The following is a 24,808-nucleotide window of genomic DNA, read 5'->3' as shown; positions in this document are numbered from 1 at the left end:
GCACTGTCCATAGCGACGTTACAGAAATTATGAATGCGCTCTAGATGGGCAGATGAATATCACTACCAGTTGCTATAGTCGATCATAGTAAATCATGAAAAACGCCCAGCATTAGCTGGGCGTATTTATGAATCCGGAACCTGCAATCAACCACCAGCCCCATCCTTACTCCCAGCCGGTGTACCCGAACTCCCCTTCTTGCCACTACTCATCCCTGCTTTACCGGTATCGCCAGACCCACCGTCAGTACCGTTCCCCATCGAACTGCCACCGCTCATGGATCCGCTTCCAGTCCCCGGGCTGGTGCTCCTCCCGCTGGCGTCGCCGCTATTACCGCTGTCAATGCTGCCAGGCGGCAACGCATTGCCACTGCCACTGCCAGAACCCGCTTCCATTTCGGTGGAGGGCGCTGCTCCACCTTTGTCGACGGGTGCGCCAGTGCCGGCGGATTGAGCGAATACCGCAGCCGAGCTTACGGATAACAAGCCAGCCACAGTGATGGCCGTGAGGGTTGATCTGATCATGGTGCGTCTCCTTGATAGAGTTGCTTACCTGAATGTTCGGCAGCGTTCGCATCGCAAAGGTGCCTTTCGCCCGACCAATGGCAACCGCTCAACGGGGTTCCTTAGAACCTTCTTCCTCTGCGATATCCGGATTACCGGGATCAGCCTGGCTATCTCTATCTGTACGCCGGACATCCTCGTTCGGCACTTGCTCGATGCCAGGTTCGTCATCCGGTGGACGCTGGTCGCGGCTTAGCGAATCGGTTGGAGACGGTAGTGGATACTCCGGTGTGTCATCGACGTCTGTGTCTTCAGGATCAGTGTTCATATGCACCTCTCACAACGTTCGAGGACGAGAGCCTGCGGTGATCAGGGCCGATCGGAAACGCTCTCCCGCCGGCCAGGTTCATGACGCAGTTGCCTCACTGTTCATCCTCGTCCTCATCTTCCTCTTCATATTCGAGATTACCCACGTCGCCCGCATCATCAGAGTCATTGAGCGGCACGGTGGCGTCATCCATCAGCGAACCAGGATCTTCGTTACCGGGATCATTGATAAACGGTAGTCCACTTGGACCTTTTTCTTCTTTGCCTTCGGTTTCAGGAGTCATGACAAGCCTCAATCAATACCGGGATGTATTAAGTTCGAGGCGCCCGGCGGCCAATCGTTCCTGCGGGCTGGCGACAGATACAGAAAACCCGGCGCTTGGCCGGGTTTCAGTTGATTCGGGATCAAATCAATGGTGTTTGTTTTTGTGCTTGTTCTTCTTGTACTTGTTCTTGTGGCCGTTGCCAGAATGGGAACTGCGATCGTCGGTGCCCAGATTATTACCGACTGCGCCACCTGCCGCGCCGCCAAGGCCTGCGCCAATGGTGGAACCAGTGGAGCCGCCAATGCTGTTGCCGATTACCGAACCACCTGCCGAGCCCAAGCCACCGCCGACGGCCGCTGCGGTACGGCTGCCTTTAGGCGCGCCAACTGCGCTGCCTACTGCGCCGCCCAAACCTGCGCCGATTGCTGCACCGGTACTGCCGCCCATTTGCTGGCCGACCACGTTACCCAATGCACCGCCGATACCACCGCCTACTGCAGCCGTGCCATCGCCGGCCGCCATTGCACCTTGAGCGACCAAAAGTCCCAGAAACAACGTGGACAATGTCAAACGCATGATATGAACCTCTAATTCCGCGTCGGGGGGAAGAACGCACTACGGATGAGCGGAGTCTAGCACCTGCCTGATCGAAACCACTCAAAACGAATGACGAAATTATGGCAGCTGGCCATCAATCGGATCAGTGGCGCTTATGGCCCTTGGACAGGTTGCTACCGACGCCGCCACCCAGTGCGCCGCCTACGCCAGCACCGATGGTGGATCCTGTCTTGCCGCCAAGGCTGTTGCCAATTACAGAACCGCCCGCCGCGCCAACACCACCGCCGATCGCCGCTTTCGTACGGCTGCCTTTACGTGCGGTAGCTGCACTACCGGCTGCACCTGCAACGCCCGCGCCAATCGCCGCGCCGGTGCTGCCGCCCATGTTATGGCCGACGACGTTACCCAACGCACCGCCCAGACCACCACCCAACGCGGCTGTGCCGTCGCCAGCAGCGAGTGCACCTTGAGCAACCATCAGTCCCAAAACCAGTGCAGGCAGAGTTAAACGCATGACAAGAACCTCAAAAAATTTGGGCAAATCAAAAAAGGGATCGAGGTTGATTGTCAGGAACAGAGAAAATCCAGACGCGCTGACTCAACCATCGGCGACGTTTGGACAGCAATCAGGGGAAAGGTTTTATGACAGGCAAAAAAAAGCCCGCTGGGGAGACGGGCTAGGGTATTGCTTTCTAACGGATGAGCTGAGATTACGGCTCACCCTGTGAAAACTTTGTGAAAGTTTCCGCAAAATACCGTGTGGTGAAAATAATCCGCCAGATATAAAAAACCCCGTTCGATGACGGGGTTCTACCAGTGGGCTTCATCACTTCCTGACCGGAGCCGCCACCTTGGGCATGAACTTCGACTTCGGCCCGCGGCTGACCATGGATTTCATCTTGCCGACTTTGATCTTATCTTCACCAAAACTAGCCACGTATTCGGTTTGCCCACACTGAACGCAGTTGTTGATCGGAAATTCTGCCCCGTCATCTTCGTTATACGGATGAGCCATATCTACACCCCTCAAACGCGATCGGCACCGGCAAGCCCGATTTGCCCGAAAAATACCGATCACCAAGAATTTTGAGACTAGCCGGTCATTACCGGACTTGTGGTTCATGAAATCCATCTGCCGACGAGTGGAACGCTCAAAATGCCAAGACCTTCGATGCATCAGGGCAACGACTTCAGGTATCGAGCCAGTGCTTCGAAAGCCGGCAGGGTAACCGGATCGTTAGCGGCATTAGCCGCAACAGGATGTGAGGCAAACCGCACAATGACCATTTCGGCATCCGGGTCCACATAGATGCGCTGCCCATGGACCCCGCGCGCCATGAAAGCTCCGCCCTCCTTGTCCGTTACCCACCACATCGATCGATAGCTCCAGCCTTTGAGCAGGTCATAACCCGCTTTTGCGAATGCCTGCTTGTCGCCGCCCCGACGGATATCGTCGATGACTGATTGAGGCACGATCTGTTGGCCGTTGGCTCGGCCATCATTGCGCAGCATCTCGCCAAACCTTGCGAGGTCCCTCAGGCCCGCGTTCAAACCGCCGCCCGCGAACGGCGTCCCGATGGAGTCCACGCTGAAGTAGGCATCCTGTTCCGCCCCGAGCCGACTCCAGATGCGCTCGGACAACCACTGCGCGACATTACGCCCCGTCACCCGCGCGATCACCCACCCGAGCACGTCGGTGTTAATAGTCTTGTAGGCGAATGCAGCGCCGTGCCCACCCTGGGGCTGAACGCTCTGCAGGAATTCGTAGTAGCTGCGAGGACCGGTGTAGTCCGCCGGTTTGGGCAGCGGATTGCCGGCGTTGGCGTGCGCCCAGACCTCGGCGTTAGGGTCGGCGTAGTCTTCGCTGTATTTCAGGCCTGTAGTCATGTCGAGAACCTGGCGCACCGTCGCGTTGCCGAACGCGGAGTTCTTCAACTCGGGAACATAATCGACAACCCGCTTATCCGCATCGATTCGCCCCTCAGCCACCAACATCGCGCCCAGCGTACCGACCACGGATTTGGTGACCGACATCGCCGCATGGTGCCCTTCCGGTTTCAATACCCCGAAGTAGCGCTCGTAGACGACTTGGCCGCGGTGCATCACCACGATACCGTCGGTGTAAGCTGCGGGCAGGGACTGCTCCCACGTCATCGTTGACGTTGCCCCAAGCGGTGTGAAGGTGATGGCGTCGATGTCTTCGCGCAATACGGATTTCAACGACGTGGGCGCGCCGAGCCCTCGCGATACATTGATTGTCGGCATGAGCTGACGAAAATTCGAGACACTCCAGCGCATCGCCGGAAACCGAAAATAGCTGCCGTCATCAAAACGCACGGTGCGCTCGGCGGGAGGTGGAGAACCGATCATCCAACCGAGCTTCGCAGGGTCGCTGGCATTGGCGTCTGGGTAAGGCTCCGGGGCGGATGCAATGGCCGAAGAGGAAACGAAGAACATCAGCGTGGCCGTAAAGGACAGGGCCAGGAGGCGATAGATTGCGATGAGAAATGGCATGGTGTTCGATTCCGTTCGAGTGAGCATGCAAATTGCGTCGGGGTGAAAACCTGTTCTACAGAAGCTTGATCAATACGGCCGTAACGGTAGCCACCGTGCCAATCAAACCTGTCGCGACAGCGACCGGATACCAAAAGGTCTCACGAGTCATCTTGCCCGCTTCAGCGTTTAGCTTGCGCTGCTGGGCCATTAGCTTGACGATCTCGACGTGGATCTTTTCCAGCTCTGCCTGCTTCATGGTGAACTCCTGCATAACTGCACGCACTCATTCCAGACTGAGGGATCGGCCATTGCCGGGTATCGGGTCATTCTGTACCCCTGAGCGAGATATGGAAACCCTCCTGCAACCGCGCATCCGTGAGCGACAGAATCCCCTGAACGCCCCGGCGTATCTGGTCTTCCCGCCCTGCTTCCGACAAGAGATTCACGCGTCCTACATGAACTTCAGAAATGCCCGAACCGCACTTTTAGACACAGTATTTTCAGACCCCAAAAACCACAAAACCCCTGACTTCTTTCGAAATCAAGGGTTTTGGTTACATCGAATTTGGCGGTGAAGGAGAGATTCGAACTCTCGATACAATTTCTTGTATACACACTTTCCAGGCGTGCTCCTTAAGCCACTCGGACACTTCACCGTATCTCTACAAACATCTTCTGTCTGTCGAGGCGCGCTAATGTAGTCGAAAGCTTTTCTGATGGCAAATTTTTTTTGCAGAATTTTCATGCGGTTAGGGATTCAGATGATCTTGCCAGCCGTGCGCCATGGCAAACCTGCCAATCTCCGGCTCTGCGTCTTCTTCTATATAGAAGGCGAAACACCGCAGACAAGGCTGGCGACACGCGGCGCGTGGGAAAAGGGTGACTGGCGGGTCAGTCACGGCGCTTTACCTGGCCTGCTGCGGTGGGTAACGTCTGCCTCAACTTTCATACAAGGAATGCGTCATGAGTGAGTTGATTTCCTACCATCTCGAAGACGGTATCGCGACCCTGACCTTGAGCAATGGCAAGGTCAATGCAATCTCACCGGACGTGATTGCTGCGTTCAACACGGCGCTGGATCAAGCCGTGACGGATCGTGCCGTGGTGATCATTACCGGTCAGCCGGGAATCCTGTCCGGCGGTTATGACCTGAAGGTAATGACAGCGGGTCCAAAAGAAGCGGTATCTTTGGTGACGGCCGGCTCGACACTGGCCCGTCGTCTGCTGTCTCACCCCTTCCCGGTCATCGTCGCCTGCCCGGGCCACGCGGTGGCCAAGGGTGCATTCCTGCTTCTGTCGGCGGATTACCGAATAGGCGTCGACGGGCCTTTCAGCATTGGCCTGAACGAAGTACAGATCGGCATGACCATGCACCACGCCGGTATCGAGATTGCGCGAGATCGTCTGCGCAAGTCGGCCTTTCACCGTTCAGTGATCAATGGCGAAATGTTCAATCCGCAAAGCGCGGTTGATGCAGGTTTCCTTGACGTTGTCGTCTCCGCCGATGAGCTGCAAGGCGCGGCACTGGCAGCGGCGCGTCAGTTGAAGAAGATCAACATGACGGCTCACAAAAACACCAAACTGAAAGTACGCAAGGGCCTGCTCGATACCCTGGACAACGCGATCATCCTTGATCAGGAATACATGGGTTAAGCCTGACCGGCATCATTGAAAAGCCCGACATCCGCGTCGGGCTTTTTCGTACATACCTCGTAGCTAAATCTACAACGGCTCTAGCACGGTTCTGACACCTGAGTCGGAAACATGCGGTCAAACATCGCCCATCTCCTGTTTCCCTGCCAGCAATTGCCGAAAACAGTGCACATCCGTACACTGCGCCACCTTTTGCGCTGGTGGGCCTGCAGATGCTGTTTGTGTTGCGTATGTTGTTGATGAGCCTGCACTTTGTCCTGGCCGGAGTGCTTGGCGTGTTACTGGGCCTGTGTCGGCCGTTCAATCCGGACAACAGTCGTCTGTGCGCACGCCTTTATGCGTGGCCGGCCATGTGCATTTTGCGGCTGCGGGTAAAGACTGACGTGGGGCCGCTGATGGATAAACCTGAAAGCTGCGTGATCATCGCCAATCATCAATCCAACTACGATCTGTTTGTGTTCGGCAATGTGGTGCCCCGCCGCACCGTGTGCATCGGCAAAAAGAGCCTGAAATGGGTGCCGCTGTTCGGGCAATTGTTCTGGCTGGCCGGAAACGTGCTGATCGACCGCGGCAACGCACAGAAGGCGCGGCAGTCGATGTTGACCACCACTCACACCTTGCAGCATGAAGACACGTCCATCTGGGTGTTTCCGGAGGGCACGCGCAATCTTGGCGAAGAGCTGCTGCCGTTCAAGAAAGGTGCGTTCCAGATGGCGATCGCCGCAGGCGTGCCAATCGTGCCGGTGTGTGTGTCAGCAGTTACGTCAAACACATGCGACTTAACCGCTGGCGCAGTGGGAAAATTCTGATCCGCTCGCTTCCGGCGATTCCCACCGCAGGGTTGAGCATGGATGACATGCCCATGTTGATCGCGCAATGTCGCGAGCAGATGCGCGAGTGCATCGCATCGATGGACCGGCAACTGCAAATTGCCTGAAAAAACCCGCCAAGTGCGGGTTTTCTTTTGCTGGCGAACTCTGCCGATTTTGCTGACTCTCAAACAGCAGACAAGGCTAAGCTGATACCTGCCTGCCACTGCCACTTGCACATAAGAAGCGAATCAGAACCATGGGTAGAGTTGTAGCTGCTGCGGTTTACAGCGCCGGAAAAAAAGTCACCAATATCACACTCGATGAAGGGGCGGCCTGGGCGGAAAAGCCTGGCCACTTTGTCTGGATCGGTCTTGAAGAACCGAATGAACAAGAGCTGAATAACCTGCAACGCCAGTTCAATCTGCATGAACTGGCCATCGAAGACGCCCTGGAAAAACACAGTCGACCGAAGCTGGAAACCTTTGGCGATGCGCTATTCATCGTGACGTATTCGCCGATCCGCCATAACGGCAAACTGGAATTCATCGAGACGCACATCTTCGCCGGCAAGGGCTACATCATTACCGCGCGCAACGGTCACTCTGCCTCCTACGCCCATGTCCGGCAACGCTGTGAAGCGCGTCCGCTACTGCTCGAACATGGCGAAGATTTCGTGCTGTACGCCCTCCTCGACTTCGTTATTGAAAACTATCAGCCAGTGGGCGAAGCGATCCATGCCGAAATTGATGAACTGGAGCACAACGTGCTGTGCAGTTCGTTGAATGAGCGCGACATTCAGAAACTTCACAGCCTGCGTCGCGACGTAGTGCGTCTACGGCGTTATGCCGCGCCGATGGTGGAGATCGGCGAGGAACTGCAAAGGCTCAACTTTCCGTTCATCGACAAGAACATGCGCCCGTACTTTCGCGATGTGCAGATCCATGTAACGCGGCAGATGGAGGATTTGACGACGCTAGCCGACATCGCCAGTCAGACCATCGAAATCGGCGTGTTACTGGAAGCCTCGCGTCAGAGCGTAGTGCAGCGCAAGTTCGCTGCGTGGGCGGCGATTCTGGCGTTTCCGACTGCAGTGGCAGGGATTTACGGAATGAATTTCCAGAACATGCCGGAGTTGACCTGGCATTACGGCTATTTCGGGGTGCTGGGTTTTATTGCGGTGGGTTGCGTCAGTTTGTGGGCGAGTTTCAAGCGGTCGGGCTGGTTGTAGGACTGTGCACTGCAGGTTAAACAGCGTCGCTGCCAATCGCGAGCAGTCTCGCTCCCACATTGAACCGTGGGAGTGAAGCTGCTCGGCATGGGTCAGGAAGGCTTAACCGCCTCTGGCTTGTACGCCACAAACCGCATCATCCACTCCGCTACCGTCGCGCCATGATGCTCGTGCTCAAGGCTGGCCATGCCTTTCGTGTAAACCTGCTCGCCCAGCGCTTCCTGACGAATATCCAGCAACGCGCGTGAATAATCGTGGATGAATTCCGGGTGCCCCTGGAAGCACAGCACCTGATCGTTGATGTGGTAAGCGGCGAACGGGCAGAAATCGCTGGAAGCGATGACCGTGGCGTTTTCCGGCAATGACGTCACCTGGTCCTGGTGGCTGATCAGCAACGTCAGCTCTTCCTTGACCGGGCTCATCCACGGCGCCTTCGCCGCGAGTTTGTAACTGTGCGTGCCAACGCCCCAGCCCTGGGTCGCGCGCTCGCTTTTGCCGCCCAGCAACAGCGCCAGCAATTGATGGCCGAAGCAGACGCCGAGCAACTTGTCGCCCCGCTCGTAGCGATTCAACAGATAAGCCCTGAGGGTTTCGATCCATGGGTCAGTGCCGAAGGAATCAGCTTTGCTGCCGGTGACAAGATACGCATCGAAGGTCAGGTCATCGCTCGGGTATTCGCCCTGCACCACGTTGTAAACGGTGAACTCCGCGGCGATAGGTTGCTGCGAGAACAGACGCTGGAACATCTGCCCGTAACCCTGGTATTGATCGATCAGTTCCGGACGCAGAATGTCGGTTTCCAGAATGCAGATGCGTAACGACATAAAAAATACCTGACACGTGAAGGGAATAATGCACACCCCAGAGCCTGCCCTGAAACACGATGGCAGGCAAGCCCCGGAATGCGTCACTTGTCCCCTAGAATGTCTCCCCTTTGGCGGCTTTTTCCAGCAGCAGCGCGGGCGGCGCGAACCGTTCTCCGTACGCTTCGGCCAGGTACTGCGCGCGGGCGACGAAATCCTTTACCCCGTATTGGTTAATGAACTGCAGCGCGCCACCGGTCCAGGCGGCGAAGCCGATGCCGAAGATCGAACCGACGTTGGCGTCTGCCGTCGAGGTCAGCACGCCCTCCTCCACGCAGCGCACGGTTTCGATGGCTTGCACGAACAGCAGCCGATCACGCACGTCCTTCGGCGAAATCTGCCCGTCAGCTTGTTCAAAACGGCTCTTTAACTCTGGCCACAGATGCTTCTGGCCACCGGCAGGGTAATCGTAAAAACCGCCTCCTGCGGCCTTGCCGGGACGCTTGTATTCGTTGAGCAGCAGATCAATCACGGCGAAGGCCGGGTGCTCTGTCAGTGGTTTCCCTTCCGCTTGCAGGTCTTTGGCCGTTTGCTGTCGAATATGGCTCATCAGGCTGAGGGAAACTTCGTCGGAGATCGCCAGAGGCCCGACCGGCATGCCGGCCTTGCGCGCTTCGGTCTCGATCATCGGCGCACTGACGCCCTCGCCGAGCATGGCGATGCCTTCGTTGGTAAACGTGCCGAACACTCGCGAAGTGAAGAAGCCGCGACTGTCGTTGACCACAATCGGAGTTTTCTTGATCTGCAGGACGAAATCGAAACCTCGGGCCAGGGTTTCGTCGCTGGTGTGGCTGCCCTTGATGATTTCCACCAGCGGCATTTTCTCCACGGGGCTGAAAAAATGCAGGCCGATGAATTTGCTCGGGTCGGGCACGGCAGTGGCGAGGCCGCTGATCGGCAAGGTCGAGGTATTGGAAGCGATGAGCGCATCCGGGCCAACGACTTTCTGCGCGGCGGCCGAGACCTTGGCTTTCAATTCCCGGTCTTCGAATACCGCCTCGATGACCAGGTCGCAACCGGCCAGGTCCTCATCATTTTCGGCCGGACGGATCCGCGCCAGGATCGCCTCACGTTGATCGGCACTCATCTGGCCGCGCGCGACTTTCTTGTCCAGCAGCGCCGCCGAATGCGCTTTACCTTTCTCGGCAGCGGCGAGGTTGACGTCCTTGAGCACCACTTCGAGGCCCGCCGAGGCACTGACAAACGCAATGCCCGCACCCATCATCCCGGCGCCCAGCACGCCGACTTTTTGTGTCACATAAGGTGCGAAACCTTGAGGGCGCGAGCCGCCAGCGTTGATCTCATTGAGTTGAAACCAGAAGGTGCCGATGAGGTTTTTCGAGATCTGGCCGGTGGTCAATTCGGTGAAGTAGCGCGTTTCGATCAGGTGCGCGGTGTCGAAATCGACCTGAGCGCCTTCTACCGCCGCGCAGAGAATCTTCTCCGGCGCGGGCAGGCAGCCCTGGGTTTTGCTGCGCAGGATCGACGGCGCGATCGCCAGCATTTGTGCGATTTTCGGATTCGACGGCGTACCACCCGGAATCTGATAGCCCTTCACATCCCAACGCTGCACCGCGGCAGGGTTGGCGACGATCCAGGCGCGCGCCTTGGCCAGCATGTCATCGACGTTGCTCGCCAGTTCGTCAATCAACCCCGCCTGCAAGGCTTGTTGCGGCCGGACTTTTTTACCTTCCAACAGATACGGCAAGGCTTTTTCCAGACCGAGCAGGCGCACCGTCCGCACCACCCCGCCGCCGCCCGGTAACAGGCCAAGCGTCACTTCGGGCAAGCCAAGTTGCACAGCTGGATTATCCAGCGCGATCCGGTGATGACAGGCCAGGCAGATTTCCCAGCCTCCGCCCAGCGCCGCACCATTAATCGCGGCGACCACCGGTTTGCCGAGGGTTTCGAGGGTGCGCAACTGAGCTTTTAACGTCAGCACCATGTCGTAGAACGCTTTGGCTTCGGGTTTGCCGATTTTGATCAATTCATTCAGGTCACCACCGGCGAAGAAGGTCTTCTTGGCCGAGGTGATGATGACGCCGGCAACCGTGTCCTTTTCCGCAACCAGTCGAGCAACGCACGCGGCCATGGCTTCGCGGTACACGGCGTTCATGGTGTTGGCGCTCTGGCCCGGCATGTCGATGGTCAGGACGACGATAGCGTCCTGGCCTTTTTCGTAACGGATGGCTTCGGTCATTACAGTTTCCTTGAAGTCGGGGCTCAGAGGCGTTCGATGATGGTGGCAATGCCCATGCCGCCGCCGACACACAAGGTCGCGAGGCCGTAGCGCAGGCGCCGGGTTTCCAGCTCATCAAGCAGCGTGCCGAGAATGGCGCAACCGGTCGCGCCCAACGGGTGACCCATGGCGATCGAGCCGCCGTTGACGTTGACTTTGTCCGGGTCGATGGCCATGTCTTTGATGAATTTCAGCACCACCGAGGCGAAGGCTTCGTTGACCTCGAACAGATCGATGTCTTCGACCCGCAGCCCGGCCTTGGCCAAGGCTTTGCGGGTGGCCGGTGCGGGGCCGGTGAGCATGATGGTCGGGTCGGTGCTGGTGACTGCGGTGGCGACGATGCGCGCCCGTGGCTGCAGGCCGAGCGCGCGGCCCTTGGCTTCGGAGCCGATCAGCATCAGCGCTGCACCGTCGACAATCCCGGAACTGTTGCCCGGTGTATGGACGTGGTTGATCCGTTCAACATGGCTGTAGACCCGCAACGCCGTGGCGTCGAAACCCATCTGCCCCATCATTTCGAAACTCGGTTTGAGTTTGCCGAGTCCCTCCAAAGTACTTTCGGCCCGAATGAACTCATCGTGATCGAGCAGGACGATACCGTTCTGATCCTGCACCGGCACCAGCGATTTTCTGAATGAACCGTCGGCCCGTGCGCGCGCCGCTTTCTGCTGGGAATGCAGAGCGTAGGCGTCGACGTCGTGACGGCTGAAGCCCTCCAGCGTGGCGATCAGGTCCGCGCCCACGCCTTGCGGGGTGAAATGGCTGTGCAGGTTGGTCTGCGGGTCCAGCGCCCAGGCGCCGCCGTCGCTGCCCATCGGCACCCGCGACATCGATTCGACCCCGCCCACCACCACCAGGTCTTCAAAGCCGGAGCGCACTTTCATCGCGCCGAGATTGACGGCTTCGAGGCCGGAGGCGCAGAAGCGGTTGATCTGCACGCCGGCGACGCTGACGTCCCAATCGGCCACTTGCGTTGCAGTCTTGGCGATGTCCGATCCCTGATCGCCGATGGGCGTCACGCAGCCCAAGACCACATCGTCGACCTGACGGGTGTCGAGGTCGGTACGCTGCTGCAATGCGGTGAGCAGTCCGGCAACCAGGTTCACCGGTTTGACGCTATGCAGGGCGCCGTCCGCCTTGCCTTTGCCGCGGGGCGTGCGTAACGCATCAAAAATCAAAGCTTGGGTCATGACGTCCTCGAACCGCTGAGCAGGATTGAATGCAGACCTCCACCTTATGCCGAGCGATTACGAATTCAATGACCGCAACGCTCAGCGAGATTGACGACCACGCTCAGACGGACGGTAGTCTGCTAACGAGTTGACCGATAGAGTGGCTGAAGCTGTCTAGCCAAAGGGCGGCGAAGAAGCTGGCCATAGGCCTCATACCTTTTTAACAACTACTAGCGCGCGGACCATACGAAATGGATCTAAGCCAAGTGTGACGCGGCCTTTAACGAGCTCTAAGGTGAAGAGAAACGAAGTCGTCGTCGGGTTTTGCCGAGGCACTCGTCTTACAGGAAGTGCAACGCTCTGCCGTCATGGAGATATGCGGGCAGGCAATCAGGGAATAACAAAAAAGGCGGTCAAGCCATGTTCAAGCAATCGAAAGTACGTCAAGCCGGTCTCATTCTTTTCGCCACCACGCTCGTGTTGATCTTGCCGAACCTGACCAAGGTGCTCGGCTGATCGCTCAAATCAAACAGCTGAAGATTTTATCCCGTCGCGCCAAATTGTGACTGGCTCGCTTTGCGGGCCAGCGCGGCTGTGCCAACCTTGCGGCACATCCCTGACCTGGACGGCGATCCTTGAAAGCGCTCATTCTGTTGGCGGCCCTGCTGTTCGGCGCGCCGCTTTACGCAGCTCAGCTTGATCTCGAGCTGGGCGACTATTCGCGTAGCTGGCAAACCGAGGAGTTGCTCAAGCATCCTCAGATCGAAACCATCACGATCAAAAAAGATGTGTCCTACAAGCGGGACATGAGTTACCGCGCGGTGCCGCTGGCGGCGCTGTTGCACGGGGTCAAACCTGATCAGCACCTGCAAGCCGTGGCCTCGGACGGGTTTGCTGCCGAACTGGCGGCGGCGCCGTTGCTCAACGCTCATGGCGCGCGGGCGTGGCTGGCCATCGAAGATCCGGCGCAACCGTGGCCCGGGCTGTCCGCAGGCAACCACAGCGCCGGGCCGTTCTACATGGTCTGGACTGACCCTCAGGCCGGCAGCATCAGCCCCGAACAATGGCCGTTTCAAGTCGCGAGCATCAAGCGCATGGCGCCGGTGGCGGAGCGCTTCCCTGCCCTGCTGCCTGATCCTGCATTGAAGGCGGATGATCCGGTGAACCAAGGGTTTGCGTTGTTTCAGAAGAATTGTCTGGCGTGTCATCGATTGAACGGTGCCGGGGATGCGCAGTTTGGGCCGGATCTGAATATTCCGTTCAGCCCGACCGAATATTTTGGCGGGGAGTTTTTGCAGCGCTACATTCGCGACCCGCAGAGTTTGCGGCAGTGGCCGCAAGCAAAAATGCCCGGGTTTTCAGCGGCAGTGTTACCGGATGGGGACCTGGAGATGCTGGTGGGGTATTTGAAGCATATGGCGGGGCGTAAGGTTAAGCCCTGATTCGTAGATGGCGCCCAAAAAGTAAGAACGCCGCAAAACCTGAGCCTGGCTTGCCCGCGATGAGGCCCGGTCAACCCACATTGATGTTGGCTGACACGCTGCCATCGCCAGCAAGCCGGCTCCTACGGGTTTTGTGGTGAATATACTTTTCTGCGTGCAGCCTCGGCGCTCACTGCTGCTGGACCGATATCACTGGCGCCGGGATCGGGATCGGGATCGGCGTCGGGGAGACGAAGACTTTGGCGTGCATCTGCTCGCACCCGCCGCCCCGGCGCATGCCGCGGACCGGGCACGCATCGAGGTAATCAAGGCCTACTGCCAGTTTCAGATGGCGTTCGGGGCGCGTCAGTTGATTGGTCACGTCGAAGCTGTACCAAGCGTCATCAAGCCAGGCTTCCGCCCACGCATGGCTGGCCAGGTGTTCGCAATCCTCTGTGTACAGATAGCCCGACACGTAACGCGCCGGAATGCCGAGGCTGCGCGCACAGGCCAGAAACGCGTGAGTGTGGTCCTGACAAACGCCCGCACGACCAGCAAAAGCATTCGCTGCGCTGGTGTCGACCGCCGTAGAGCCCGGCGTGTAAGTCATGTGCTGGTTCAGCCCGTGCATCAAATCGATCAACGCTGTGCGATCGCGACGTTGCTTGCATTCCTTGCCGGCAAAAGCACGCAAGTCTTCGTCGGCTTCGGTCAGGCGGGTGAACCGCAGAAAAGGCAACGCTGACTGGCTCTCATGCTCGGCTTCGCGCAATTCGTCGATATCGACCTGACCGCGCGCACCAATGATGATCGCCTCGTGCGGCTCGTCCATGGTCAGCACGTGCAGGATGTTGCCGAACGGATCAAGCTGCGCGCGCACCGGGCGCGGCAGGTCGAGCTGCCAGCTCAGCACGTGCTGGCGCTCGCTGTCGTGGGGAGTCAGGCGCAGATACTGGATGCTCGCCCGCACCTGATCTTCATAGTGATAGGTGGTCTCGTGGCTTATGGAAAGTCTCATGCAGCCTCCAGATACGAACTGTGAATGGCGTTGCCCAGCTGGCGCACCAGCGGGATGAACTCGGTCAGCCAGGCATGCAGGCCTTCGTCGAGAATTTCGCTAATGCCGGTGTAGCGCAGGCGTGCGTCCATCTCTGCCGCCAGACGCTGCGCAGGTCGACCGTTGGCGCCGGGCAGCTGCGCGAGAATCTGGTCGATCTCTTCGGTGCAGGCGCGCAACGAACGCGGCACGTCAGCGCGCAGCAATAACAATTCGGCCACGTGCCGGGCGCCCGGGGCGTCGCGGTAAATTTCGGTGTAGGCCTCGAAGGACGATAAGGCTCGCAACAACGCGCTCCACTGGTAATACGCGTGAGCCGTGCCATCGCTGACCGCTTCGGCCTGATCGCCGGCCATTTCGTAGCGCGCATCGAGCAGTCGCAGCGTGTTGTCCGCCCTTTCGATAAACGTCCCCAGGCGAATGAAGCGAAACGCGTCGTTGCGCATGATCGTGCCGTAGGACGCGCCACGAAACAGGTGGGAACGTTCCTTGATCCACTCGCAAAAACGGCTCATGCCGTAGCGACTCAAGCCTTGATCGGCGATCCCGCGAATTTCCAGCCAGGTGGCGTTGATGTTTTCCCACATGTCGGCGGTTATTCGCCCACGCACCGCGTGTGCACTGGCGCGGGCCGAACCGAGGCAACTGTAGATGCTCGCCGGGTTGGCCCCGTCCAAAGCAAAGAAATGCAACAGGCGTTCGGCATGCAGATCGCCGTGGCGCTCGAGGTAATCCTCGAGGGTGCCGGTGATCAGCAACGGCATGGCGAGTTCGTGCAAGCCGTCACCGCGACCATCCTGTGGCATCAGCGACAGCGAATAGCTGATGTCGAGCATCCGCGCGAGGTTTTCCGCGCGCTCCAGGTAACGCGACATCCAGTACAAATCCGAGGCAGTTCTACTTAACATGGCAGGCTTCCTTCAATCCTCGACCACCCAGGTGTCCTTGGTGCCGCCGCCCTGGGAGGAATTCACCACCAAGGAGCCTTCACGCAGGGCGACGCGGGTCAGGCCGCCGGGGACAACCCGGGTTTCGCGGCCAGACAATACAAACGGACGCAAGTCGATGTGCCGCGGCGCGATACCGTTTTCGACAAAGGTCGGACAGGTCGACAGCGACAACGTCGGTTGCGCGATATACGCGTGGGGTTTGGCCTTGATCCGCTGTCGAAACGATTCGATTTCCGCCGTCGTCGCCGCCGGCCCTACCAGCATTCCGTAACCGCCGGAGCCCTGGGTCTCCTTGACCACCAGGTCCGGAAGGTTGGCCAGCACGTGGGAAAGTTCGGCGGGATTACGACACTGCCACGTCGGCACATTCTTCAGAATCGGCTCTTCGTCGAGGTAGAAGCGGATCATGTCCGTGACGAACGGGTACACCGATTTGTCATCCGCCACGCCGGTGCCGATGGCATTGGCCAGCACGACGTTGCCGGTGCGATAGGACGACAGCAGCCCCGGCACGCCAAGCATCGAATCGGGATTGAACGCCAATGGATCAAGGAAGGCATCGTCGAGCCGGCGGTAGATCACGTCGACCGCTTTCGGCCCGTCCGTGGTGCGCATGAACACCTTGTCGTCACGCACAAACAGGTCGGCGCCTTCCACCAGTTCCACGCCCATTTCCCGAGCCAGAAAAGCATGCTCGAAAAACGCGCTGTTGAAGCGTCCCGGCGTCAGCACCACCACGCTCGGGTTATCGATCGGGCTGGAGCTTTTCAAGGTGTCGAGCAGCAGGTTCGGGTAATGGTCGATGGGCGCGATGCGCTGGGCGGAGAACAATTCGGGGAACAGCCGCATCATCATCTTGCGGTCTTCAAGCATGTAACTGACGCCGCTGGGCGTACGAAGGTTGTCTTCGAGCACGTAGTACGTGCCGTCGCCATCGCGTACGAGATCGACGCCGGAGATGTGCGAATAGATGTCGCGGTGCAAATCCAGCCCCTGCATCGCCAACTGATATTGCTCGTTGGCCAGGACCTGTTCCGCCGGGATGATGCCGGCCTTGATGATGCGTTGTTCATGATAGAGGTCCGCGAGGAACATGTTCAGCGCCTTGACTCGCTGAATGCAGCCGCGCTCGACGATTCGCCACTCGCTGGCCGGGATGCTGCGCGGGATGGTGTCGAACGGGATCAGCCGCTCTGTGCCCTGCTCGTCGCCGTAGAGCGTGAACGTGATGCCGGCGCGATGGAACAGCAGATCGGCTTCGCGTCGCCGCTGGGCCAGAAGCTCGTCGGGGGTTTCTGCCAGCCAACGGGCAAACTCCCGGTAATGCGGGCGGACCTGGCCGCCGGCATCGTACATCTCATCAAAATAGGTGCGGATCATGCCGTGCTCCTTGTCACCCAGACGCGTAAGCCATCGCAAGGCCCGTGCCATCGGCAGAATCGCTTTGGTATCAATCGGTTGCGTAATCGGCTTAAACAGGCCGCACCGTTTCTGTGCGCTAAGCGCTCGCACTGGATTAGCTGCGCCTCATTGCAAGGCGGGGTAAAGGCTATCAGCGACATAGTCAGAGGCGATTTCTCAGGGTGGATGCGAGTGGGGATAATCCGTGCACTCGCAGGAAATCTGCCCAAACTTCCCTTTTAGTCGCCCGCTCAGGCGGCTTTTTTTTGCCCAAACTTTCGGCACATATTACGTTCAGCGCACCTGAACGAAAAATGGCCAACCCGGAGGTTAGCCATTAGCGGATGTTGTCGCTGTTCATGATGTCAGGCGAGTCGCCCTCAGACCTCCTGCTTGACGCCCCACCCTTCGATGATGCCGCCCAAAGGCTCGACCACTGCCTCGAAATCCTGCTCGAAATCGCCGATGCCGTCATAAGTGGCGGACATCACTTTGCTGAGTTCCAGATACCACGCGCCGTCATCGCGCACGCTGATCTGTGCGTTCATGGATTCGCCATTGTAGTGACCTGCCGCCCTGCGTGCCCGCTCCTCGTCCGGGAAAATGGCGTAGAACTCGATGGGATGAAACCGGGAAAAATCGAAACCGCCTTCTTTCATGCGGCGCAGCACGTTGCTGCTGATGTCTTCTTGATAGGCTGTGCTCATGAATCGTCCCCCTCACACTGATGGATAGACTTTCCGTATTCCCTACTGCGCAGCCGGTGGCGGCGAGTGAAGCGGTAACCACGTTACCGCCGGGAAGCAAGCATGTAGCTGACAAGACCAGACCTTAGCGCGATCCGTTCGCTGATCTCGCTTGCAGAGTAGCCGCAAGTCCGAGCTGCTGCCAAGGCCTGGTGTTTCAAAAATGTGCCACGGGGTTTATCACACGAGAGGAACGGGAGTAATGCCGAGGATTTGTATGCTGTTCTGGGTTTTGAGACTTTTTACGCTGGCGTCGTCGGTGCGCCCTTCCAGATCGTTCAGATCCAGTTTGGCGGCGACAGGGAAAAGCCGCTCCTTGAGCAATGCGGCGGCTTGCTCGTTGTCCGGGCAGTCTTCGCACTCAAAGATTTCTTCGACTGTTTCGCCGTGATCATCCACGTAAGTGACTGTCCACTGTTGCATCGGTGCCTCCTCGATAAAACCCGCAAGTGGGCTTACCACTATCTGGACTTTTGCACGGGGTGATCGTTCAACGGGATTGCGCTGTGCTGACATGAAAAACGTGTAGGAGCTGGCTTGCCAGCGATCGGATCATCGCGGTGTGGCTGGCAGACCGAGGCGCATGCATCGCCAGCAAGCCGGCTCCTACAGAAACAACTTAGTCGTTACTTGGTTTGTTCACCGCCTGCAGCACGTATTGCGGCAAGGCAAAGGCGCCGATGTGGATTTCCGGGTTGTAGTAGCGGGTGATGATGCCGCTGCCGGCGAAGCGCTGCTGCAGGGTTTCGCGGGACAATTTGCGGTAAGACGTGTTGGTCGCGCCCCACGCAAAGGTCATCGAGCCGCCAATGTAAGTCGGTACGGCGGCCTGGTAGAAATGCCAGTCCGGGAACAGGCTGCGCAGGCGTCCGGCGGTGGTTTTGACTTCTTCGATCTGCATGAAAGGCGTGCCGTTCTGGGTCACCAGAATGCCGCCCTCGTTCAGGCAGCGACGGCAGGCCTGATAGAAGTTCTCGGAAAACAGCACTTCGCCCGGGCCGATCGGGTCGGTGGAGTCGGAAATGATCACGTCGAATTTTTCAGTGGTGGTCGCGACGAAACGCATGCCGTCGTCGATCACCAGGTTCAGCCGTGGATCGTCGAACGCGCCCTTGGAATGATTCGGCAGATACTCTTTGCACATGTCGACCACGGTGCCGTCGATCTCGACCATGGTGATGTGCTCGACGCCGCCGTGTTTGGCGACTTCACGCAGCATCCCGCCGTCGCCGCCGCCGATGATCAACACGCTTTTGGCCGTGCCGTGCGCCAGGATCGGTACGTGGGTGAGCATCTCGTGATAGATGAATTCGTCGGCTTCGGTGGTCTGGATGACGCCGTCCAGCGCCATGACCCGGCCCATGCGCGGGTTTTCGAAAATCACCAGGTGCTGGTGTTCGGTGCGCACTTCGTGCAGCAGTTTTTCCATGCGAAAACGCTGGCCGTAGCCTTCGTAGAGGGTTTCCAGGTATTCGCTGGTCGGGGTGGTGCTCATGGGAAGTGCTCCGATGAATGCGGTGGCAACGGACGGTTACCCGCCCATGATGGCCAATCGATCGGCTCGATTGCCCGGGAAAGGCGCGCATTCTACGTCGCGGAAGATGACAGGTCGAACCTCAGTTGATGGGTCCGCGTCATTCCTTGCAGGAGCTGAACATAATGCTGGCCCGACAAACACTGACTTGTAGGAGCTGGCTTGCCAGCGATGGAATCGGCGCGGTGCATCTGAATAATCGCGGTGATGCTATCGCTGGCAAGCCAGCTCCTACAGATCGGGGTCCAACTAGGTCGGTGGCGTCGTGGGGAACCGGGTCAGATCCGCACGTTGCCACGTGGCCCGGCGATGGCCCAGATGATCAGGCCGAGGACTGGCAGCAGCAGGATCAGCAGTACCCAGACGATTTTCATGCCTGTGGAAGCGCCACTTTTCAGTACGTTGATGATTGCCCAAATATCCAGAGCAAGAATGATCAGGCCAATCAGGCCGTTGAACGTGGAACCCATGGTGTCGCTCCCTATAAGTGGTGTGCCCTCTTAGGATAGTCGGCGAATGTCAGGGTTCCGTATTATTCCATTAAACGTGAATTGCCACTTTCAACGCTTCCAGCGACGGCGCGGCGCTGATGCCGACTTCGGCGCACAGCTCGAGCACGCGCGGCACGTCATTGCCGAAAACCAGCACCACTTGCAGCTCGTCGTCGAGCAACTGGCTGAAGTTCATCAGCGTGTAGCCGCCGTTTTCCTTGTTCATGCTGCCCATCTGCACCTGGATGCGGTTCAAAGCGGTCAGGGCTTCTGTCTTGGCCAGTTGCTTGGGCTTGATATTGAAATCGACGCCCGGGCCGAACGAGGCAACGATCTGCGCGAACAGGTCCACGTAGGTATCTGCTTGAAACAGCACGGTTTCCAACAGGCTGCCGACTACCACCCACTCGCCCAACGGAATCGGGAAAGTCTCGTCGTAGTTGATGTCCGGATTGGCTGTGAGAAAAGCCGCAGGGTCGGCGTAGGCCTGTGCAGCTTCGTCAGCGACCTTGGCGATTTCTTCATCGCTCATGCACCCGGAGCTGATTTTTGTGATGAGTTCGACGAGTGCGGCTTTCATGGCGATGGATCCTGTAGCGAGGGAATTTGAAGGCGCGCAGGATAGCGCATTCCGCCCTGGGTTGGCTGCTGTGGGGAATCTTGACCCACATCAAGATCCAGCTGATTCGATAGCGGCACAATGCTGGCACCTTGCCAATGCTATTTCCGCTATCAGAGAAAACCTACATGGGTGCCTGGCTTAGCAACAAAGCTTGCTCGCGATGGCGGTGGGTCAGGCGGCAATGATGTCGGCTGGCAGGACCTCATCGCGGGCAAGCCCGGCTCCACAGGGATCGATGGTGTCTGGGTGAATGCGGTCCACCGTGGGAGCTGGCTTGCCTGCGATGGCGGTCTTCGATTCAGGCTGATTCTTGCGAATGTACTCAATGCCGGTGGGAGCAAAGCTTGCTCGCGATGAAGGTCATGGGGGCAGTATCGAGTTTGACCATGGCCGCTATCACTTCGATAGCCAAGCTTGATTCGCCGGGCTGATCGGGCGGGCCTATTCTTCAAACATGAGTTCAACATGGATTGAGGATTAACATCATGGGCAAACGTCACCCCAACCTGCCCGCCTGGCAATGGCGAGCTTACCCGAACAACCATCAGCACCCGACCAATCTGGTCCTGCACCTGATTGCCGTGCCGCTGTTCATCGTGGCGTTTTTGCTGCTGGTTTGCGGGGTGTTCGGCCTGAGCTTCGTCAACTTCGCGATTGGCGTCATCGGTCTGATCGCTGCGTTAGGCCTGCAACGTCACGGTCACAGCCTGGAGGCCGAGGCCTCCGAGCCGTTCAGTGGACGCAAAGATGCGGTCTCGCGGCTGATGATCGAGCAGTTTCTGACCTTCCCGCGATTTTTCCTCAGCGGTGGCTGGTGGCGCGCCTGGCGTGAGCGCCACCGTCGGCACTGATCAGTTAAAAAGCATCAGGCAAAGATCGTCACGGTCTGCCGACTGATGGCAATCAACTGCCCGTCCGCGCTCCACAGTTTCGCTGCCGCATGACCGTACCCATCAGCGGCATGTTCGATTTCCACGAGGTATTGGCACCAGTCCAGCGTGGTCAGCGCCCGTAACGGCTGAACGAATTCGATGGTCCAGGTCAGCGTGCTGCCCATCGCCGGTTTGTTCAGGTGCGGCAACAGCGCCGGTGGCCAAGCGTCGACCAGCGCCAGAATGTGCGACTCGCTGAGCGCCTCTTCCTTCACGTCCCCGCGCAAACGCACCCAACCGCCCATGTCTCGCGACTTGTTACCGGTAAACGGCAAGCCGCCGACACTCCAGCGCATCGCCGTGTGCCGCATGAATTCCGGGGTGACGCCTTTGATGTACGGCAATTCCTGACAGTCGTCCCAGTGCTTCATCTCGGGCGCGGGCAACGCCGTGACCGCGACTTCGGACGGACGCGAGGCGCCGAAGCTGCCTTGGATCAGCGTCACGACCTGGCCTTTCTGCAGTGCCCGACCCAACACCTGGCTGACGGCTTTGCCTTCGCGGAGCACGTCTACTTCAAAACTGACCGGCACGTCCGGCTCGACCGGGCCGACGAAGGTGATTGCCAGTGAACGCACCGGACGGTCCGCCGGGACTTTTGCGCGCATGGCTTCATATTGCAAAGCCGCGACCAGCCCCCCGAAGCTGGCCCGTCCCTGTGCCCATTCGGCCGGGATGGTCAGCGCCTGGGGTTGGCTGCGAACGGCGTCGAGCAAATCGGAAAAGCGCATGGGGACCTCGGGAGCAGGAAAATTAATGGGGGGATATTAACCAGTGATCGCGGACAGCACAGGGCGCGTTTTGGCCAAAGAGGCGGATAGACAGGTCGGGGCCAGTCATCGACGAGCCCCTGTGGGAGCGAGCCTACTCGCGAAAGCGGTTTCACTGGCAGAGTGACGGTGACTGACAGTGCGCCATCGCGAGCAGGCTCGCTCACAGGTTGGATCGGTGGTGGGTCAGGATTTGAAGCAACTGGCGCTGAGCTTGTCGAGCACGCGATCGGCGCGGGCTTCGGCTTTGGCCATGGTGGTTTGCCAGACCGGCACGCATGGCTGCAGATCCGCTTCCTGTTCGGCACGGGCCAGCCATTGCCAGCAATCATGCCAATCGCCCAGGGCGGCCTGCGCCGACTTCAAACGGGACGCCGCCGGTTTCGGCAGGCGATCCAGTTCTGGGTACGCCTCGATGCCGTAACGCACGCGCTTGATCAGCAGACGCAAACGGTGGCGATCATGCGCAGGATCATGCAACGCCTCATCGAGTTTCTCCCATTGCTTGCCCAGCCGTTTTTCCACGCGTTTGCGCAAGCCGTTGAGCAAACCCTGATGCTGAGCCGCGCGCAAAAAGCGTGGGAATGCATCAAGGATCATCAACAGTTGCGTCACTTGCGCACTGGTCGCGACTTGCGGATAAGCCTTGGCCATCTGCGCCATGCGCCGTTGCGCGGCCTCGGGTTGATCGTGTTCCAGCAGGTACGCCGCCAGCACCTCGCGGTCACGCAACGGTGTGGTCAGGTCACCGACAGCCTTGGCCGCCGATTCCAGTTGCTCGACGCCAGGCAAGCCGCGCAAGGGTCGCAGCAAACTGCGCAAGCGGCGAACCGTGGTGCGCAGATCGTGCAACGCTTCCGGGTCGGTGCGCTCACTTAAACGCGCCTGACACACCATCACCCGCACTTCCAGGCCCATTACATGAGCCACTAACTGATCAACCAAGGCCGACATCACTTACTCCCTGACTTGAAATTCCACTGACGTTTGCTCTGGCCTCAACGGCCTGCGCGCGACTCGCGGATGTAGAAGCGAGCTTTCTCGGCTTTCTTGCTGCAGCCTTCGAACGCTTCGAATTGTTGTTGTGTCTTGGCGCCGGTCAACAGCGACAGTGCCTTGGAGTAACTGACATTGCCGGCGAAACCTTCCGCCTTGGCCAGGTCCAGTTCGCGCCACGCCGCATCGAGACCGCTGGCGCAGCTGTCACGGTAAGCGGTTTTGCCAGCGCAACCGGCGAGCACCAGCGCGATCAAGGGCACACAGATCCAGGCTTTCATTAAACACACCTCAACATTAGGTAAACAGTCGTGCACGTATGACGGTCTGGCAAAGGAAAAGTGCCTTCCCCACGCCGAAACCGTAGCGCAGGCGAGAATAACCCTGAGCCGCCATGGAGTGTCGAAAAAACGACGTTGTCACCCCGCCTGGCGACCTTGGCGATTGAAGCGCGACCCACGATGGGTGCATTGTTCAACCTTGTCAGACGAGGGCGGTTCATGAAAAAGCGTGTCGCATTGGTGCTGGGTTCAGGTGGAGCCCGGGGCTATGCCCATATCGGCGTTATCGAGGAAATCGAACGGCGCGGCTACGACATCGCGTGCATTGCCGGTTGTTCGATGGGTGCAGTGGTCGGCGGTATCTATGCCGCCGGCAAACTCGAAGACTATCGCAACTGGATCGAGAGCCTGGACTACCTCGACGTGTTGCGCCTGGTGGATGTGAGTTTTCGTCTGGGGGCGATTCGCGGGGAAAAGGTCTTCGGACAAATCCGCAAGATCGTCGGCGAAATCAACATCGAAGAACTGCGCATTCCTTACACGGCGGTGGCCACTGACCTGACGAATCAGCAGGAAATCTGGTTTCAGGAAGGCTGTTTGCATCAGGCCATGCGCGCTTCGGCGGCGATTCCCAGTTTGTTTACGCCGGTGATGCAGGGCAATCGCATGTTGGTGGATGGCGGGCTGCTGAACCCGTTGCCGATCGTGCCGGTGGTGTCGAGTCATTGCGATTTGATCATTGCGGTGAATCTCAACTCCACCAACCAGCGTCACTATCAATTGCCGGTGATCCCGCGTCCGCCGGCGTTTAAAAGCCGTTTCGATAACCTGGTCAGTTCGCTGGGGTCGAAGATGCCGTTTCGGCGCAAGACGGCGGAGAAGTTGTTGTTGCTGGAGCAGGAAGCGTTGAAGGCCGAGGCGGCGGATATCAATCCTTGGATCGAATCGGCTGAGCCGGAAGCGCAGCAACCGGCGGCGGCGCCTGAACACGCGGGTGCGCCGAAGTCGGCTACTGGGTCGTTCATTATTGATAACGTCGGGCCGGCGTCGTTGCTGGATTTGATCAACCAGAGTTTCGAGGTGATGCAGACGTCGCTGGCGCAATACAAGATCGCCGGGTATCCGCCGGATATTTTGATCAATGTGCCGAAGCGGGTGTGCCGGTTTTTCGAGTTTTACAAGGCGCCGGAGTTGATCGCGCTAGGGCGCGAGATCGCGCGGGATACGCTGGATCGGTATGAGAGTGAGCAGAAGAGCGAGCCTTGATTGTTTGGGTGCAAACACCTGTGGCTTTTGTGGCAGCGCAGCTTTTGTGGTTTGGGGGCTTTCATGGTGGGGCAGCTTTTTGTGGCAGGGCAGCTTTTTGTGGCGAGGGGGCTTGCCCCCGTTGGGCTGCGAAGCAGCCCCAGCCCGAGACATGTGGTGAGCCTGAAGAAATCAGATTGTATGGTTAGGGGCTGCTGCGCAGCCCAACGGGGGCAAGCCCCCTC

General features: G+C 58.7%; 27 protein-coding genes, 1 tRNA gene and 1 pseudogene. 6 read left to right on the top strand and 23 right to left on the bottom strand.

Features of this window, described 5'->3' with window-relative positions; translation table 11 throughout:
* Positions 1 to 146: 146 nt before the first annotated feature.
* The 9 genes from DU29_RS1000000131460 to DU29_RS0113920 form a co-directional block, all read right to left on the bottom strand.
* A complete protein-coding gene (locus tag DU29_RS1000000131460; RefSeq protein ID WP_081832490.1) occupies positions 147 to 524 on the bottom strand; it encodes a hypothetical protein in 378 nt (125 codons plus the stop codon).
* 88 nt (positions 525 to 612) lie between these two features.
* The gene (locus DU29_RS1000000133255; RefSeq protein WP_081832489.1) at positions 613 to 831 is read right to left on the bottom strand and encodes a hypothetical protein; all 219 of its coding nucleotides are present in this window, start codon (positions 829 to 831) and stop codon (positions 613 to 615) included.
* A gap of 94 nt (positions 832 to 925) precedes the next feature.
* Positions 926 to 1,114, bottom strand: a complete 189-nt coding sequence (locus DU29_RS0113950) for a hypothetical protein (protein WP_028622281.1) — start codon at positions 1,112 to 1,114, stop codon at positions 926 to 928.
* Between the two features lie 126 nt (positions 1,115 to 1,240).
* A complete protein-coding gene (locus DU29_RS0113945; RefSeq protein ID WP_028622280.1) occupies positions 1,241 to 1,672 on the bottom strand; it encodes a glycine zipper domain-containing protein in 432 nt (143 codons plus the stop codon).
* Positions 1,673 to 1,796: 124 nt separating this feature from the next.
* Complete coding sequence (locus tag DU29_RS0113940; RefSeq protein WP_028622279.1) at positions 1,797 to 2,168, bottom strand: hypothetical protein; 372 nt, start codon at positions 2,166 to 2,168, stop codon at positions 1,797 to 1,799.
* A gap of 312 nt (positions 2,169 to 2,480) precedes the next feature.
* Positions 2,481 to 2,669, bottom strand: a complete 189-nt coding sequence (locus tag DU29_RS0113935) for a hypothetical protein (protein WP_028622278.1) — start codon at positions 2,667 to 2,669, stop codon at positions 2,481 to 2,483.
* 161 nt (positions 2,670 to 2,830) lie between these two features.
* On the bottom strand, positions 2,831 to 4,111 hold the full coding sequence (locus DU29_RS0113930; protein ID WP_050483105.1) for a serine hydrolase domain-containing protein: 1,281 nt from the start codon (positions 4,109 to 4,111) through the stop codon (positions 2,831 to 2,833).
* Positions 4,112 to 4,223: 112 nt separating this feature from the next.
* On the bottom strand, positions 4,224 to 4,406 hold the full coding sequence (locus DU29_RS0113925; protein WP_028622276.1) for a hypothetical protein: 183 nt from the start codon (positions 4,404 to 4,406) through the stop codon (positions 4,224 to 4,226).
* A 310-nt stretch (positions 4,407 to 4,716) separates the two neighbouring features.
* Positions 4,717 to 4,806 (bottom strand) — tRNA-Ser (locus tag DU29_RS0113920).
* A gap of 307 nt (positions 4,807 to 5,113) precedes the next feature.
* Here DU29_RS0113920 and DU29_RS0113915 point away from each other — a divergent pair.
* From DU29_RS0113915 to DU29_RS0113905, 3 genes and pseudogenes are all read left to right on the top strand, one after another.
* Complete coding sequence (locus DU29_RS0113915) at positions 5,114 to 5,803, top strand: crotonase/enoyl-CoA hydratase family protein (protein WP_028622275.1); 690 nt, start codon at positions 5,114 to 5,116, stop codon at positions 5,801 to 5,803.
* A 212-nt stretch (positions 5,804 to 6,015) separates the two neighbouring features.
* Positions 6,016 to 6,740: pseudogene (locus tag DU29_RS01000000129870) on the top strand (lysophospholipid acyltransferase family protein).
* A gap of 131 nt (positions 6,741 to 6,871) precedes the next feature.
* Complete coding sequence (locus DU29_RS0113905) at positions 6,872 to 7,843, top strand: magnesium and cobalt transport protein CorA (protein ID WP_028622274.1); 972 nt, start codon at positions 6,872 to 6,874, stop codon at positions 7,841 to 7,843.
* A 92-nt stretch (positions 7,844 to 7,935) separates the two neighbouring features.
* Here the strand turns inward: DU29_RS0113905 and DU29_RS0113900 are convergent, their stop codons facing one another.
* The 3 genes from DU29_RS0113900 to DU29_RS0113890 all read right to left on the bottom strand — a co-directional run bounded on the left by DU29_RS0113900 (position 7,936) and on the right by DU29_RS0113890 (position 12,135).
* Positions 7,936 to 8,667 (bottom strand): amidotransferase, encoded by a 732-nt coding sequence (locus tag DU29_RS0113900; RefSeq protein WP_028622273.1) that lies wholly within the window; start codon positions 8,665 to 8,667, stop codon positions 7,936 to 7,938.
* Positions 8,668 to 8,761: 94 nt separating this feature from the next.
* Entirely contained in the window at positions 8,762 to 10,906 is a 2,145-nt protein-coding gene (locus DU29_RS0113895; protein WP_028622272.1) for a 3-hydroxyacyl-CoA dehydrogenase NAD-binding domain-containing protein, read from the bottom strand.
* A gap of 23 nt (positions 10,907 to 10,929) precedes the next feature.
* A complete protein-coding gene (locus DU29_RS0113890) occupies positions 10,930 to 12,135 on the bottom strand; it encodes an acetyl-CoA C-acetyltransferase (protein WP_028622271.1) in 1,206 nt (401 codons plus the stop codon).
* 617 nt (positions 12,136 to 12,752) lie between these two features.
* Between DU29_RS0113890 and DU29_RS0113880 the strand changes: the two genes are divergently transcribed.
* A complete protein-coding gene (locus DU29_RS0113880; protein ID WP_028622270.1) occupies positions 12,753 to 13,559 on the top strand; it encodes a c-type cytochrome in 807 nt (268 codons plus the stop codon).
* Between the two features lie 169 nt (positions 13,560 to 13,728).
* Here the strand turns inward: DU29_RS0113880 and DU29_RS0113875 are convergent, their stop codons facing one another.
* The 8 genes from DU29_RS0113875 to DU29_RS0113840 all read right to left on the bottom strand — a co-directional run bounded on the left by DU29_RS0113875 (position 13,729) and on the right by DU29_RS0113840 (position 20,297).
* Positions 13,729 to 14,556 carry a transglutaminase family protein gene (locus DU29_RS0113875; protein ID WP_028622269.1) on the bottom strand — a complete coding sequence of 276 codons (828 nt, stop codon included), beginning with the start codon at positions 14,554 to 14,556 and terminating at the stop codon, positions 13,729 to 13,731.
* Positions 14,553 to 15,503 carry an alpha-E domain-containing protein gene (locus tag DU29_RS0113870; RefSeq protein ID WP_028622268.1) on the bottom strand — a complete coding sequence of 317 codons (951 nt, stop codon included), beginning with the start codon at positions 15,501 to 15,503 and terminating at the stop codon, positions 14,553 to 14,555. The genes DU29_RS0113875 and DU29_RS0113870 overlap by 4 nt, the downstream gene beginning before the upstream one ends.
* 12 nt (positions 15,504 to 15,515) lie before the next feature.
* The gene (locus DU29_RS0113865) at positions 15,516 to 16,925 is read right to left on the bottom strand and encodes a circularly permuted type 2 ATP-grasp protein (protein ID WP_028622267.1); all 1,410 of its coding nucleotides are present in this window, start codon (positions 16,923 to 16,925) and stop codon (positions 15,516 to 15,518) included.
* Between the two features lie 401 nt (positions 16,926 to 17,326).
* Positions 17,327 to 17,653, bottom strand: a complete 327-nt coding sequence (locus tag DU29_RS0113860; RefSeq protein WP_028622266.1) for a ribonuclease E inhibitor RraB — start codon at positions 17,651 to 17,653, stop codon at positions 17,327 to 17,329.
* A 219-nt stretch (positions 17,654 to 17,872) separates the two neighbouring features.
* Positions 17,873 to 18,115 (bottom strand): hypothetical protein, encoded by a 243-nt coding sequence (locus DU29_RS0113855; RefSeq protein ID WP_028622265.1) that lies wholly within the window; start codon positions 18,113 to 18,115, stop codon positions 17,873 to 17,875.
* Positions 18,116 to 18,311: 196 nt separating this feature from the next.
* A complete protein-coding gene (gene speE, locus DU29_RS0113850; protein ID WP_028622264.1) occupies positions 18,312 to 19,187 on the bottom strand; it encodes a polyamine aminopropyltransferase in 876 nt (291 codons plus the stop codon).
* A 317-nt stretch (positions 19,188 to 19,504) separates the two neighbouring features.
* The gene (locus DU29_RS0113845; RefSeq protein WP_028622263.1) at positions 19,505 to 19,696 is read right to left on the bottom strand and encodes a PLDc N-terminal domain-containing protein; all 192 of its coding nucleotides are present in this window, start codon (positions 19,694 to 19,696) and stop codon (positions 19,505 to 19,507) included.
* A 70-nt stretch (positions 19,697 to 19,766) separates the two neighbouring features.
* Positions 19,767 to 20,297 (bottom strand): hypothetical protein, encoded by a 531-nt coding sequence (locus DU29_RS0113840; protein ID WP_028622262.1) that lies wholly within the window; start codon positions 20,295 to 20,297, stop codon positions 19,767 to 19,769.
* Between the two features lie 527 nt (positions 20,298 to 20,824).
* Here DU29_RS0113840 and DU29_RS0113835 point away from each other — a divergent pair.
* Positions 20,825 to 21,190, top strand: a complete 366-nt coding sequence (locus DU29_RS0113835) for an Mpo1-like protein (protein ID WP_028622261.1) — start codon at positions 20,825 to 20,827, stop codon at positions 21,188 to 21,190.
* A 14-nt stretch (positions 21,191 to 21,204) separates the two neighbouring features.
* Here the strand turns inward: DU29_RS0113835 and DU29_RS0113830 are convergent, their stop codons facing one another.
* The 3 genes from DU29_RS0113830 to DU29_RS0113820 form a co-directional block, all read right to left on the bottom strand.
* Entirely contained in the window at positions 21,205 to 22,002 is a 798-nt protein-coding gene (locus tag DU29_RS0113830) for an acyl-CoA thioesterase (protein ID WP_028622260.1), read from the bottom strand.
* Positions 22,003 to 22,227: 225 nt separating this feature from the next.
* Positions 22,228 to 22,995 (bottom strand): CHAD domain-containing protein, encoded by a 768-nt coding sequence (locus DU29_RS0113825; RefSeq protein WP_028622259.1) that lies wholly within the window; start codon positions 22,993 to 22,995, stop codon positions 22,228 to 22,230.
* Positions 22,996 to 23,039: 44 nt separating this feature from the next.
* Entirely contained in the window at positions 23,040 to 23,318 is a 279-nt protein-coding gene (locus DU29_RS0113820) for a hypothetical protein (protein ID WP_028622258.1), read from the bottom strand.
* A 219-nt stretch (positions 23,319 to 23,537) separates the two neighbouring features.
* On the opposite strand from DU29_RS0113820, the gene DU29_RS0113815 reads away from it, so the two are divergent.
* Positions 23,538 to 24,584: a patatin-like phospholipase family protein gene (locus DU29_RS0113815; protein ID WP_028622257.1), complete on the top strand. Its 1,047-nt coding sequence runs from the start codon at positions 23,538 to 23,540 to the stop codon at positions 24,582 to 24,584.
* Positions 24,585 to 24,808 lie beyond the last annotated feature (224 nt).

This window comes from Pseudomonas sp. Ant30-3 (genome assembly GCF_000690905.1).
In the GTDB taxonomy this organism is placed as follows: Bacteria; Pseudomonadota; Gammaproteobacteria; order Pseudomonadales; family Pseudomonadaceae; genus Aquipseudomonas.
Note: the sequence above shows the minus strand (reverse complement) of the source record. Positions and strands in the feature narration are given on the sequence as shown.

What these genes read in the sequence shown, in the direction of transcription:
- DU29_RS1000000131460 (WP_081832490.1), bottom strand. Translation starts at nt 524, where the DNA reads ATGATCAGATCAACCCTCACGGCCATCACTGTGGCTGGCTTGTTATCC.
- DU29_RS1000000133255 (WP_081832489.1), bottom strand. Translation starts at nt 831, where the DNA reads ATGAACACTGATCCTGAAGACACAGACGTCGATGACACACCGGAGTAT.
- DU29_RS0113950 (WP_028622281.1), bottom strand. Translation starts at nt 1,114, where the DNA reads ATGACTCCTGAAACCGAAGGCAAAGAAGAAAAAGGTCCAAGTGGACTA.
- DU29_RS0113945 (WP_028622280.1), bottom strand. Translation starts at nt 1,672, where the DNA reads ATGCGTTTGACATTGTCCACGTTGTTTCTGGGACTTTTGGTCGCTCAA.
- DU29_RS0113940 (WP_028622279.1), bottom strand. Translation starts at nt 2,168, where the DNA reads ATGCGTTTAACTCTGCCTGCACTGGTTTTGGGACTGATGGTTGCTCAA.
- DU29_RS0113935 (WP_028622278.1), bottom strand. Translation starts at nt 2,669, where the DNA reads ATGGCTCATCCGTATAACGAAGATGACGGGGCAGAATTTCCGATCAAC.
- DU29_RS0113930 (WP_050483105.1), bottom strand. Translation starts at nt 4,111, where the DNA reads ATGTTCTTCGTTTCCTCTTCGGCCATTGCATCCGCCCCGGAGCCTTAC.
- DU29_RS0113925 (WP_028622276.1), bottom strand. Translation starts at nt 4,406, where the DNA reads ATGAAGCAGGCAGAGCTGGAAAAGATCCACGTCGAGATCGTCAAGCTA.
- DU29_RS0113915 (WP_028622275.1), top strand. Translation starts at nt 5,114, where the DNA reads ATGAGTGAGTTGATTTCCTACCATCTCGAAGACGGTATCGCGACCCTG.
- DU29_RS0113905 (WP_028622274.1), top strand. Translation starts at nt 6,872, where the DNA reads ATGGGTAGAGTTGTAGCTGCTGCGGTTTACAGCGCCGGAAAAAAAGTC.
- DU29_RS0113900 (WP_028622273.1), bottom strand. Translation starts at nt 8,667, where the DNA reads ATGTCGTTACGCATCTGCATTCTGGAAACCGACATTCTGCGTCCGGAA.
- DU29_RS0113895 (WP_028622272.1), bottom strand. Translation starts at nt 10,906, where the DNA reads ATGACCGAAGCCATCCGTTACGAAAAAGGCCAGGACGCTATCGTCGTC.
- DU29_RS0113890 (WP_028622271.1), bottom strand. Translation starts at nt 12,135, where the DNA reads ATGACCCAAGCTTTGATTTTTGATGCGTTACGCACGCCCCGCGGCAAA.
- DU29_RS0113875 (WP_028622269.1), bottom strand. Translation starts at nt 14,556, where the DNA reads ATGAGACTTTCCATAAGCCACGAGACCACCTATCACTATGAAGATCAG.
- DU29_RS0113870 (WP_028622268.1), bottom strand. Translation starts at nt 15,503, where the DNA reads ATGTTAAGTAGAACTGCCTCGGATTTGTACTGGATGTCGCGTTACCTG.
- DU29_RS0113865 (WP_028622267.1), bottom strand. Translation starts at nt 16,925, where the DNA reads ATGATCCGCACCTATTTTGATGAGATGTACGATGCCGGCGGCCAGGTC.
- DU29_RS0113860 (WP_028622266.1), bottom strand. Translation starts at nt 17,653, where the DNA reads ATGAGCACAGCCTATCAAGAAGACATCAGCAGCAACGTGCTGCGCCGC.
- DU29_RS0113855 (WP_028622265.1), bottom strand. Translation starts at nt 18,115, where the DNA reads ATGCAACAGTGGACAGTCACTTACGTGGATGATCACGGCGAAACAGTC.
- speE (WP_028622264.1), bottom strand. Translation starts at nt 19,187, where the DNA reads ATGAGCACCACCCCGACCAGCGAATACCTGGAAACCCTCTACGAAGGC.
- DU29_RS0113845 (WP_028622263.1), bottom strand. Translation starts at nt 19,696, where the DNA reads ATGGGTTCCACGTTCAACGGCCTGATTGGCCTGATCATTCTTGCTCTG.
- DU29_RS0113840 (WP_028622262.1), bottom strand. Translation starts at nt 20,297, where the DNA reads ATGAAAGCCGCACTCGTCGAACTCATCACAAAAATCAGCTCCGGGTGC.
- DU29_RS0113835 (WP_028622261.1), top strand. Translation starts at nt 20,825, where the DNA reads ATGGGCAAACGTCACCCCAACCTGCCCGCCTGGCAATGGCGAGCTTAC.
- DU29_RS0113830 (WP_028622260.1), bottom strand. Translation starts at nt 22,002, where the DNA reads ATGCGCTTTTCCGATTTGCTCGACGCCGTTCGCAGCCAACCCCAGGCG.
- DU29_RS0113825 (WP_028622259.1), bottom strand. Translation starts at nt 22,995, where the DNA reads ATGTCGGCCTTGGTTGATCAGTTAGTGGCTCATGTAATGGGCCTGGAA.
- DU29_RS0113820 (WP_028622258.1), bottom strand. Translation starts at nt 23,318, where the DNA reads ATGAAAGCCTGGATCTGTGTGCCCTTGATCGCGCTGGTGCTCGCCGGT.
- DU29_RS0113815 (WP_028622257.1), top strand. Translation starts at nt 23,538, where the DNA reads ATGAAAAAGCGTGTCGCATTGGTGCTGGGTTCAGGTGGAGCCCGGGGC.